This is a genomic window from Selenomonas dianae, assembly GCF_030644225.1.
In the GTDB taxonomy this organism is placed as follows: domain Bacteria; phylum Bacillota; class Negativicutes; order Selenomonadales; family Selenomonadaceae; genus Centipeda; species Centipeda dianae.
This window is the reverse complement of sequence record NZ_CP128650.1, coordinates 2,165,172-2,177,181: the sequence shown is the minus strand read 5'-3', so window position 1 is coordinate 2,177,181 and position 12,010 is coordinate 2,165,172. Positions and strand designations below refer to the sequence as shown.

Annotated in this window: 8 protein-coding genes; all 8 read left to right on the top strand. The window is 57.9% G+C overall.

The genetic code is table 11. The features are described from left to right. Window positions 1-12: 12 nt before the first annotated feature. The 8 genes from pglZ to narI all read left to right on the top strand — a co-directional run bounded on the left by pglZ (window position 13) and on the right by narI (window position 11,992). Window positions 13-2,322 carry a BREX-4 system phosphatase PglZ gene (gene pglZ, locus QU667_RS10580; protein WP_304987135.1) on the top strand — a complete coding sequence of 770 codons (2,310 nt, stop codon included), beginning with the start codon at window positions 13-15 and terminating at the stop codon, window positions 2,320-2,322. Between the two features lie 17 nt (window positions 2,323-2,339). Continuing rightward, window positions 2,340-3,788, top strand: coding sequence for a BREX system Lon protease-like protein BrxL (brxL, locus tag QU667_RS10575; protein WP_304987134.1), 1,449 nt, complete (start codon window positions 2,340-2,342; stop codon window positions 3,786-3,788). A 3-nt stretch (window positions 3,789-3,791) separates the two neighbouring features. After that, the gene (locus QU667_RS10570) at window positions 3,792-3,989 is read left to right on the top strand and encodes a hypothetical protein (RefSeq protein ID WP_304987133.1); all 198 of its coding nucleotides are present in this window, start codon (window positions 3,792-3,794) and stop codon (window positions 3,987-3,989) included. Window positions 3,990-4,210: 221 nt separating this feature from the next. After that, window positions 4,211-5,368 (top strand): cysteine desulfurase family protein, encoded by a 1,158-nt coding sequence (locus QU667_RS10560; protein WP_304987132.1) that lies wholly within the window; start codon window positions 4,211-4,213, stop codon window positions 5,366-5,368. Between the two features lie 322 nt (window positions 5,369-5,690). Continuing rightward, window positions 5,691-9,386 (top strand): nitrate reductase subunit alpha, encoded by a 3,696-nt coding sequence (locus QU667_RS10555; protein ID WP_304987131.1) that lies wholly within the window; start codon window positions 5,691-5,693, stop codon window positions 9,384-9,386. After that, window positions 9,376-10,797, top strand: a complete 1,422-nt coding sequence (gene narH, locus QU667_RS10550) for a nitrate reductase subunit beta (protein ID WP_304987130.1) — start codon at window positions 9,376-9,378, stop codon at window positions 10,795-10,797. The genes QU667_RS10555 and narH overlap by 11 nt, the downstream gene beginning before the upstream one ends. Further along, entirely contained in the window at window positions 10,797-11,327 is a 531-nt protein-coding gene (gene narJ, locus QU667_RS10545) for a nitrate reductase molybdenum cofactor assembly chaperone (protein WP_304987129.1), read from the top strand. Before narH ends, narJ begins: the two co-directional genes overlap by 1 nt. Further along, on the top strand, window positions 11,327-11,992 hold the full coding sequence (gene narI, locus QU667_RS10540) for a respiratory nitrate reductase subunit gamma (RefSeq protein ID WP_304987128.1): 666 nt from the start codon (window positions 11,327-11,329) through the stop codon (window positions 11,990-11,992). The genes narJ and narI overlap by 1 nt, the downstream gene beginning before the upstream one ends. Window positions 11,993-12,010 lie beyond the last annotated feature (18 nt).

Below are 12,010 nucleotides of genomic sequence, written 5' to 3'. Positions count from 1 at the left end.
GAGTGAAATGCAATGGTGCCGGATTTGACAGCTGTCGAGCGATATTTGCAGGACAGGGAGCGAACGCCGTTCTTCCTCTTTGCGGGGGACTCGGTCTATGCGCAGCTGCGCCACAGGCTGCAAGGTCTGGGGCTTCATTTGCTTACGCTGAGTTCGCTTTCCTCTGAGGAGGATCGGCTGCCGCTTCCCGATGACATTGTTACGACCATCAAAACGAAGGCGCAGAGCGGTGAGAAGATCCTCCTCATCGGCTTGGCGGAATATCTCGCCCTGTGTGGGGAGGAGGCGGCGCGCCGTCTCTTTTCCCGTCTCAAGTCGATGCCCTGTGGGGATGGTGCCGCTCTACTTCTGCTGCGCGGATTTTTCCGTTATGCGTCGGAGCTGTCCGAGGATCCCCGTATCGCAAACGGTGAGCGTCGCTTGGCACTGCGGCGCAGTGCCGAAGATGCGGCGGAGGACTCTGTGCTGGGGATGGATGTCTCCCTGAGCGTATTGCCGCCGGAGATTCCTGTGGAGGCGGGAATACACGGTGCACGGTCTTTGCTGGCGGTATTGGAGCAGGGACGCGGCGGTGTCCACATTGTCCATAGTCGGCAGAGCTTTCCCCATGCGCTCCTTCGTGTTCATCATGTGAGGGATGCGTTTGGGGTGATTTCGCATTTTTGTGAGGAATTTGCCCTCCTGTGCTCTTGCGGGACGGAGGCGGAATGGCAGCGGCTCTTGCAGGAACTCTCCAAGGAACAGTGGAAGATGTCTGCCGTGTTCGCGCACTACGGACTGGACGGAGATTTGGCACAGCTTTTTCATGAGCGAACCAATGCCTCTGACTTTGATAGATGGTTGTATTTTATTGCCCTGCGGCTGGCAGGGGACGACATGGCGAAGAAGTATCCCTATCTTTTCTTTGCCGCACAGCAGGCGGAAAGTGCCGCAGGACTTCGTACGGCGGTTATTCATGCCATCTCAAATATGTCGCTTCAAAATCCAGAGTTTCAGAAGCTGTATCAGGAGCGGAAACGTCTCCTGCGCAATTGCTCTGAGGCAGAAATGGCGGAGTTTGTGCGGAAAAATCGCAGAATTCGTGCAGAGCGCATCTACCGTTTGACGGATCTGACGGAGGTGGAGCGCGAGGATATGATCGCGGCACTTTCGCATGATGCAGATGATGGCTATGATGACTGGAAAAATTGTGGGATTTTGCAAACGGTCTATCCCTCGCTCTATGCTTATGCCTCTGACTATGTGTTCAAGGATTGTGCACGGGCAGCGGAACTGACGGAGTATTTCATTGCCTACAAGCGGCAGAAGCTCAGCAACTGTCTCGAAGAGATGTTCCTATCTAAAGTAGATGCGCTTGCTGCGGCGCGGATTTATAATGAGCTCCCTGCGCGTGAGTCGCTGTTGGATGGTGTTCCGCAGGAGGGGACGCATCTCTTTTGGCTGGATGCGCTCGGCGTGGAGTATCTCGCCCTGATTGGGGCGTTTAGCAAACAGCTCGGATTGAAGATACGGGTGCAGGTGGGGCGTGCGATGCTCCCGACGATTACCTCGGTGAATCGGGCGTTTTACGCGCAATGGCAGGGCAGTAAAGCGGCAAGCAAGCGACTGGATGATCTGAAACATGGCGAGGAGAGCCGCTACAACTATACGCTGGAGAAACATCCGATTCACCTTGCGAAGGAAATAGATGTAATCGAAGAGATGATGCGTGATGCTGCGACGCAGCTTGCGGCAGGAAAGTGCCGCAGGTTTGTCATTGTGAGCGATCACGGAGCCTCTCGTCTGGCGGTGCGCAGAGAGAAGGAGGAGAAGTACGAGACGGATACGAGGGGGGAGCATTCGGGGCGGTGCTGCCGTATGTTTTCGAACTATGCACATGATTTGCCTTTTGCAACGGAGGAGGGCGACTACCTCGTGCTTGCCGACTACGGCAGGTTCAAGGGCAGCCGTAAGGCGAGTGTGGAGGTACACGGCGGCGCATCGTTGGAAGAGGTGCTTGTGCCGCTCATCACATTGGAGCGTGCCGATGGGCAGACGGTTCATGTGAGCCTTGCGGATGAAAATGTGTTTGTGGATCGTAAGACCGGGCTTCGCCTCGCTCTTTTTGCCGATGCGCCGATCAACGCATTGGGGATTGTTTGGCAAGGTAAATTTTATGCGGGGCAAATGCAGGATGCCCAGCATTTCGTGGTGCAGCTTCCCGATCTTACGCACGCCGGCACATACAGTCTTGCGGTATATGAGGGGGATACTCCCCTGAACGTGCTTGTGGTAGAGGCGCAGAGCAAAGGGATGAAGATGAATGATGATTTTGACTTCTGAGGTGAAGAGGGGAGGTTATGTTGATGATCGATAAGCTCAAAAATGCTTTTGATGAGATGATTGTTTACAAGGATTTGAAGAAGAGCAGTTTTCTTTCGGCACTCGGACTTCCTTCTTTCCTTCGTGATTGGCTTTTGAAGCGGTTTGCAAATGCGGACGGTGTATTTGACGCCGAGGAACTTGCGAGCTTTGTGCATCGCTTTTTGCCGCGGAAGGAAGAATGGACGGCAATCAAGAGCCGCATTGTGATCGAACGGGAGCAGGTAAAGCTGCTTGCACGTATTTCGATTGATATTGATATTAAGACGGGCGCGGTGTCCTTTTCTTTGCCGGACTTTGGACTGATGAGTAAGGAGACCATGATCGAGGAGCATGTCTGGCAGGACTGCAAGGATGAACTCGTTGCGGCGCGTGAGACGTGGGGGATGGTGGAGCTGGGCTACCGTCCACCAGCTGGAAAGTCAGTACAGGACAAAGGGAAAATCAAACTCGTCACATTTAAGAGCTTCTGCCCCTATACGATTGATTTGGACTACTATAAGGACGCACGACGGGACTTCACAACCGAAGAATGGATGGATGTGTTGCTGGGGGCGGTGGACTACAACCCCGCAGGGTATGCGAGTGAGGAAGAGAAGCTGACGATGCTGACACGGCTCCTCCCCTTTGCCGAAAAGAAGTTGAACCTCATCGAACTCGCACCGAAGGGGACGGGGAAATCCTATCTATTTGGGCGCGTAAGCCGCTTCGGCTGGTTGGCGAGCGGTGGTGTGATGAGCCGTGCAAAGATGTTCTATGATGTGGCACGGCGACAGGACGGGCTTGTGACGAATCATGATTTTGTGACGCTGGATGAGGTGCAGACGATCACGTTCCCCGATGTGGATGAGATGCGCGGCGCACTCAAGTCCTTCTGTGAGAATGGATACTGCAATATCGGAACGCATCGCGTGGACGGGGATGCCGGTGTGATTCTCTGCGGAAATATCAAGAAAGAGGTTATGGATCAGGATGGCTATGGCAATATGTTTGAGGAACTGCCGAAGGTGTTCCATGAGTCGGCTCTGATCGAGCGCTTTCACGGATTTATCAAGGGGTGGAATATCCCGCGTATGACGGAGGATCTGAAGGTCTCCGGCTGGGCGCTGAACTCGGAGTATTTCTCGACGATTCTTCATCAGCTGCGCGATGATTTGTCTTATCGCGCCATCGTGGATGAGATCGTGGAGGTGCCGGAGGAAGCCGATACGCGCGATACGGAGGCGATCAAGCGCATTGCAACGGCATATATGAAGCTGCTCTTCCCTCATATCCGTACGGCGGCAGATGTCAATGTGCGCGAGTTTGATCGCTACTGTTTGCGGCGGGCACACAAGATGCGCGATACGGTCAAGATACAGCTGGGCGTTCTGGATATTGAGTACAGGGGCAAGGATGTACCGAAGCTGCGACTGCGGGAGATATAGAAGATGTCGCGAGAGAAGTTTTGTCGGGAATGTGGAAATCCTTTGTCAAAGGATGAGGTCGGTCTAACGAAGAAGCTGCTGGATATGAAGGCAAAGGATTTTTTTTGCTTTTCATGTCTTGCGGAATACCTTGAGGTGGAGGAGGAGTTCCTTCGGGAGAAGGTCGAAGAGTTCAGGGATGAGGGCTGTACGTTGTTTTAAGGAATCGCTGATAAAATGAAGTCCGTCAGATTGGCGTAGATTTTTTCGTCCGAACAAGGAGGCAAACCGGACGCATAGCCAAAGCTATGTGGAGGATTTGCCGACGAAGTGCGGGCAAAAAAGATACGTCAAGATGGCGGTGCTGAATTTATCAGTGCTTCCTTAAGGAAGGGAGACGCTTCACGAGGAGGGGGAGCGTCTCTTCTTGTTTTGTGAAGTTGGTGAATAAACGGATGATATATGCGGATCACGCGGCGACGACCGCGCTCTCGGAGAGAGCGCTTGCTGTCGCTTTGCCTTTTTTTCGGGAGAACTACGGGAATGCATCGAGTGCCTATTCGTTTGGCAAGCGGGCGCGAAAAGCTGTCGAGCGGGCGCGTGAACAAGTGGCGTGCACTGTTGGAGCGCACGCGGCGGAGATCGTATTTACGGCGGGGGGCTCAGAGGGGAACAATACTGTTCTGCGCGGTGTGGTGGAGGAGGCGCGGCAACAGGGCAGCAAGTCTGTGCATATCGTTGTCAGTGCGATCGAGCATCCGTCGATTCTCATGACGTGCAGGGCTTTGGAGCGGTGTGGTGTAGAAGTTTCCTACTTGCCTGTTTCGCGAGCGGGGCGCGTTTCGTCTGCGTCTGTTATCGGTGCACTACGCACGGATACGCGTCTAGTGTCTGTTATGTATGCCAATAATGAGGTCGGAACGGTTCAGCCCATTGCTGAGATTGCCGAAGCGTTGGCGGGGCGCGGTATCCCCTTTCACACCGATGCGGTGCAGGCGGTCGGGCATATTCCCGTTGATGTTCGGGAGCTCGGCGTAACGTATCTCACTGCATCGGGGCATAAATTCTACGGGATGAAGGGGACGGGATTCCTCTATCAAAAGGCAGGCGCGGAGCTGCCCGCGCTGATTGCGGGCGGCGGGCAGGAGCGCGGATGGCGTGCGGGGACGGAGAACACGGCGGGGATTGTCGCATTGGGCGAAGCTCTGACGGAGAGTTGTGAATGTATGGCGGATGAGGCCGTGCGTCTACATGGGCTTGTGTCATATACGGTGCAGGAGATTCGGGCGAATCTGCCCGAGACACGCGTACATGGAGAAGGGGGGGCGCACTTGCCGGGACTGGTGAATATTGGCGTTCCAGATGTGCGGGGCGAGTCCCTTGTGCATTTGCTCGATCTCAAGGGCATTTGTGTTTCGGCGGCATCTGCCTGCAGCGCAGGGACGGATGTGCCGTCTCATGTACTTCTTGCAATGGGATACAGTGAGAAGGAAGCAATGGAAGCACTACGCATCTCCTACGGACGGGAGACTACGGAACAGGATGCTGATGATGTGGTGCGAGCGATTGTGGGGACTGTTGCAAAAATGAGGGCGTTGTGAGGCGGGAAAAAACGTGCCAAGAAACGCAAGTTGAATTGATCAGTGCTTCCCTTATTTTGTACCTTGATGGGATTGCCCGTCGAAGACTGTTTTGTCATCGTACCATAGCCCACCTTTGCTATGTCTTCATATTTTCATTTTGTCCATGCATTACAAACTATTTTGTACTACATAGAAAAAAGCAATCACAAGAATAGTTTTCAATTATAAAAATTTATAGAACTGTGATATTGCTCACATCCACGCCCGAAGCGGTATAGTAAAATTATATCGTATCTATAAGCCTTTTCAATGAAAGCCAAAATAATGGAGGGGTGAAGGCGTGAGCAGCATCTTTCAAAAGTTCAAGTATCTGATTCCGACGTCGAAATCCGCAGACGGTCACAATGAGACGCACGAGGGCGGGCGCGCATGGGAGAACATGTACCGCGACCGCTGGTCGTTCGACAAGACGGTCCGCTCGACGCACGGGGTCAACTGCACGGGTTCGTGCAGCTGGAACATCCACGTCAAGAACGGCATTGTGGCGTGGGAGAATCAGGCGACGGACTATCCGGAGACGGCGCCGGATATGCCGGACTTCGAGCCGCGCGGCTGTCCGCGTGGGTCGACGTTTTCGTGGTATCTCTACAGCCCGCACCGCGTGAAGTACCCGTATATGCGCGGGGAACTCGCGGCTCTTTGGCGTGAGGCGCGTGCGGCGCATCCGAATGCGTACGAGGCGTGGAAGAGCATCGCCTCCGATCCCGCAAAGAAGAAGCAGTACAAGCAGGCGCGCGGCATGGGCGGCTTTGTGCGCTCGAACTGGCAGGAGGTCAGTGAGCTGATCGCCGCCTCCGTGCTCTACACGGCGTACACCTACGGCTCGGATCGCATCTTCGGCTTCTCTGTCATCCCCGCGATGTCGATGCTGAGCTATGCGGCGGGCATCCGCTTCATGCAGCTGATGGGCGGCGTCGGCCTCTCGTTCTATGACTGGTACGCCGACCTGCCGCCCGCGAGCCCGCAGATCTGGGGCGAGCAGACGGACGTGCCCGAGTCGAGCGACTGGTACAACGCGGGCTATCTCATCACATGGGGCTCGAACGTGCCGCTTACGCGTACGCCGGACGCGCATTTCATGGCTGAAGTTCGATACAAAGGCACAAAGGTCGTGTCGATTGCGCCCGACTATGCCGAGTCCTCGATGTTCGCCGATACGTGGATCCCGCTCAAGGTGGGCAGCGACTCGGCGATGGCGATGGCGATGGGACACGTCATTCTCAAAGAATATTATGTCGATAAGACAACACCGTTCTTTCTCGAATACACACGCAAATACACGGACTTCCCGTTCCTCGTGCGCATCGAGCAGCGCGAGGATGGCACGTATGTCCCGGGGCGTATGCTTTCTGCGCGTGACATGGGACGCGATGAAAAGCATTCCGATTTCCGTTACTACGTTGTGGACGATGTGACGGGGGAGATCGTCATTCCGAACGGTACGCTCGCCGAGCGTTGGTCGACGCAGGAGAAGTGGAACATCCGCGCCGAGAACCGCGACACGGGCGCGGAGATCTGCCCGCGTCTCTCCGTCTGGAACGACAAGACGGGGACGGTGGAGGTCGAGCTGCCGTACTTCGGCAACGACCGCGCCAAGCGTACGCTGACGCGTGCCCTTCCCGTGCGCAGCGTCAAGACGGCGGACGGCGAGGTGCTCGTGACGACGGTCTACGACCTCACGCTCGCAAACTATGCGATCGATCGCGGCATCGGCGGCGAGAGCGCAGGCTCGTACGAGGACGATACGCCGTACACGCCCGCATGGCAGGAGAAGTACACGGGCATTTCGCCCGATCTCGTCATCAAGACGGCACGCGAGATTGCGGACAACGCCATCAAGACGAACGGCAGAACCATGATTATCATGGGCGGCGGCATCAACCACTGGTTCCACGCGGATGCGGTCTACCGCACGATCATCAACCTCCTGCTCTTCACGGGCTGCGAGGGGCGCAACGGCGGCGGCTGGGCGCACTACGTCGGGCAGGAGAAGCTGCGCCCGAACGAGGGCTGGGCGCGCATCATGAGCGGGTCGGACTGGCAGGGTCCGCCGAAGCTGCTCAATTCCACCTCGTTCTACTACTTTGCGACCGACCAGTGGCGCAGCGACGAGATCCAGACGGATGCGATTACGGCGGCAAATGAGCCGGCGCGTTACAACCACGCGGCAGACTATGCCGTCATGGCGGCGCGTCTCGGGTGGGCGCCGTCCTATCCGACGTTCAACCGCGGCTCGAACGACATCGCGGCGGATGCAAAGGCGGCGGGCTTCGAGGGTGCGGACGGCATCAAGCAGTACATCGTCAAAAGTCTCAAGGACAAGAGCCTCAAATTCGCTTGGGAGGATCCCGATGCTCCCGAGAATTTCCCGCGCAACCTCTTTGTCTGGCGCTGCAACCTGCTCGGCTCGTCCGCGAAGGGCAACGATTACTTCCTCAAGTATCTCCTCGGCACGGAGAACAGCATTTTCCAGGAGGAGGACTGTGCGACGCGCCCGCAGGAGGTGAAGTGGCGCGAGAAGGAGGAGCTCATGCAGCCGGGCGGTGCGCTTGAGGGCAAGCTCGATCTGCTCGTTGCCCTCGATTTCCGCATGGCGGGCAACGCACTCTACTCCGACATCGTGCTGCCGACGGCGACATGGTACGAGAAAACGGATCTTTCCTCGACGGATATGCATCCGTTTGTCCATCCGTTTCAGCCCGCAGTCGATCCGCTCTGGGAGTCGCGCACGGACTGGGACATCTACCGCACACTGGCACAGGCGGTGTCTGAGGTGGCAAAGGACGCAAAGCTCACGCCGTACACGAACATCGCCGCGACCCCGCTCGGACACGACAGCGAGGCGGAGCTGGCGCAGCCGGACGGCGTGGTGCGCGACTGGAGCAAGGGCGAGTGCGAGCCGATCCCCGGCAAGACCATGCCGAACATCGCCTCGAATACGATTGACTACACGAAGCTCTACGAAAAGTGGATTGCGCTCGGCCCGAATGCGGGCGGCAAGACGGCGAGCCACGGCAATACGTGGGACTCGGCGGAGGACTACGAGGAGGTTCGCCGGCGCAACGGCGTGATTACGAACAAGGACTATGTGTCCTACGGCTGCCCCTCCATCTACGAGGCGCGGCAGGCGATTGATGCGGTGCTCGGGATGTCCCCGACTACCTGCGGCAGGACGGCAGTCCGCGCATGGGAGGCGGTCGAAAAGCGCACGGGTCTCGACAACCTCGTACGTCTCGCGAAGGATCGCGAGGACGAGCGGTTCACCTACGATCAGGTCATCGCGCAGCCGCGTGAAACCATCACGGCACCGACGTTTACAGGCAGCAACCAGAACCGCCGCTACACTCCCTTTACGAACAACGTGGAGGAGCTCATTCCGTTCCGCACGCTGACGGGACGGCAGCATTTCTACATGGATCACGAGGTCATGCGCGAGTTTGGCGAGGCACAGGCGATCTATCGTCCGATTCTCGACTTCCGCCCGATGAACAAGTCGCTGAACGGCACACAGAAGGAAATTACGCTGAAGTACCTCACGCCCCATAACAAGTGGAGCACGCACAGTATGTACTTCGATGCGCAGCAGATGCTCACGATGTTCCGCGGCGGACAGAGCGTCTGGATGAGCGAGAAGGACGCGGCGGAGATCGGCGTGAAGGACAACGACTGGATCGAGCTGTACAACCGCAACGGTGTCGTCGCCTCGCGCGTCGTCGTCTCGCCGCGCCTCCCGCAGGGCAGTGTCTTTATGCACCACGCGCAGGACCGCCACATCAACGTGCCGGGCTCGAAGATCTCGGGCACGCGCGCGGGTACGCACAACACGCCGACGCACATCCACATCAAGCCCACCCACCTCATCGGCGGCTACGGGCAGCTCAGCTACGGTTTCAACTACTACGGCCCGACGGGCAATCAGCGCGACTCGTACGTTGTCGTGCGGCGCATGGAGGAGGTAGATTGGCTTGAAGATTAAAGCACAGATTGCGATGGTCATGAATCTGGACAAGTGCATTGGCTGTCACACGTGCTCCATCCTCTGCAAAAATGTCTGGACGAACCGGCGCGGCGCAGAGTATATGTATTTCAACAACGTCGAGACGAAGCCCGGCATCGGCTATCCGAAGCAGTGGGAGAACCAGGAGAAGTGGAAGGGCGGCTGGGAGCTGCGGGACGGTGCGCTCGCGCTCAAGACGGGCGGCATGATGACGCGCATGGCGAAGCTGTTCTACCATCCGCAGCAGCCCGAGATGGACGACTACTACGAGCCGTGGACGTACGACTACGAAACGCTGATTCACACGAAGCGGCGCAACCATCAGCCCGTCGCGCGTCCGCGCTCACTGATTACGCAGAAGCGCATGGAGATCAAGTGGGGGCCGAACTGGGAGGACGATCTCGCCGACGGACAGTCCGCACGCAAGGACTACAATCTCGCGAAGATGGGGCAGGAGATCACGCTTGAGTTCCACGACATCTTTATGAAGCATCTGCCGCGCCTGTGTAACCACTGCCTCAACCCCGCGTGCGTGGCGGCGTGCCCCTCGGGTGCGATCTACAAGCGCGACGAGGACGGCGTGGTGCTGATCTCGCAGGACGGATGCCGCGGCTGGCGGCACTGCGTTCCGTCGTGTCCCTATAAAAAAATCTACTACAACTGGGAGACGAACAAGGCGGAAAAATGCACGTTCTGCTTCCCGCGTCTTGAGAACGGCCTGCCGACCGTGTGCAGCGACGGCTGTGTCGGGCGTATGCGCTATATCGGCGTCATTCTCTACGATGCGGACAAGGTCAAGGCGGCGGCATCCACACCCGACCCGAAGGACATCTACAGCGCGTACCTCGATGCCCTCTGCGATCCGAACGATCCCGCGACCGTTGCGGCGGCGCAGGCGGCGGGCATCCCCGACCGCTGGATCCGTGCGGCGCAGAACTCGCCGTCGTACAAGCTGATCGCCGAGTGGCGGCTCGCGTTTCCGCTCCATCCGGAGTATCGCACGCTGCCGAATGTCTGGTACGTGCCGCCCCTCAGCCCGATTGCACGACGCGTCGAGGAGAAGGTGTTCTTCCCGGGGGCGGCGGAGATGCGTATTCCTGTCGCCTACCTCGCGCAGCTGCTGACGGCGGGGGATGAGGCTGCAATCGAGCGCGTGCTGCGCGTCCTGCTCGAACTGCGTGCCGTCATGCGTACAAAGCAGACGGGTGAGGAACTGCCGGCGAACCTCATGCACGACATTGAGACGTATGAGGCGATGTACCGCCTCCTCGGCGTTGCCAAACGCCGCGACCGCTTCAACATCCCCGCAGGGGTGCAGGATGTTACACAGGACAAGCTGCGTGAGCTGCAGGGCTCGGTCGGCTATGCCTGCCCCGGGGGGTGCTGCTGATGGAGACGAATCGCATACAGACCCCGCTCCTCCTCACGTCCTATCTGTTCGAGTACCCCTCGGCGGATTGGTGGGAGGGCGTTCCCACCCATGCGGCGGCGGTCGCGGATGTCGAGCGTCCGCAGTCGCGCGAGGTATTCGAGGAGTTCTTCGGCTACATCGGCGAGACCGAACGTCAGGAGTTCGAGGATGCCTATGTGCGTGCCTTTGACTTCTCGCAGAACACGAACCTCTACCTCACGACGCACAACCGCACGGATTTCGGCAAGCAGGCGGAAGAACTGCTGCGCTACAAGCAGCTCTTCCTCGATGCGGGCTATGATCTCGAACGCGAACTGCCGGACTATCTGCCCGCACTCCTTGAGCTTGCGGCGGCAGTACCCGAGCGTGAATCGCTGCACATCCTCACCGAGGTGCGTCCGAAACTGGAGCTGCTGCGCGACCGTCTGATCGAGGCGAAGCTGCCCTACGCATTTCTTCTCGATGTCGTGCTCACGGAGGCATCCGCGCTCGAAGGGAGGACAGCATGATGAAACAATTTGCTTGGGGCGTCCTGCCCTACATCGCGTTCACGTTCCTCATCGTGGGGACGATCGTGCGCTACACCGTCTTTGAGCGGAACTGGACGACGAAGTCCAGTCAGTTCCTCTCCAAGAGCGACCTCAAAATAGCGGGGCCGATGTTCCACCTCGGCCTCGTCATGGCACTCGGCGGGCATGTCATCGGCGTGCTCATCCCGAAGTTCATGACCGAGGCGGCGGGCATCAACGAGCACCTCTACCATCTCATCGCGCTCGGCGGCGGTGCGCCCGCAGGCGTGCTCTTCTTCGGGGGCTTCATTCTGCTCCTCATCCGCCGTTTTGGCAAAGACCGCATGGCGGTCAACACGTCGACAATGGACAAGTGGCTCTATTTGTTCCTCTTCCTTGCGATTTTCACGGGCTGCGCGTCCACGACGCTGAACGCCGTGCAGGGCGGTTTTGACTACCGCGAGACCATCTCGCCGTGGTTCCGCTCGGTTCTCGCGCTCAGCCCCGAGATCGACTATATGGAGAACGTGCCGCTCATGTTCCGCATCCATATGTTCTCGTGGATGGCGGTCGCGATCCTCTTCCCGTTCACGCGCCTTGTCCACTGCCTCAGCGCACCGTTCGAGTACCTCGTGCGCAGCCCGATCATCTATCGGAAGAAATAAGGATATATTTTGGAAGCC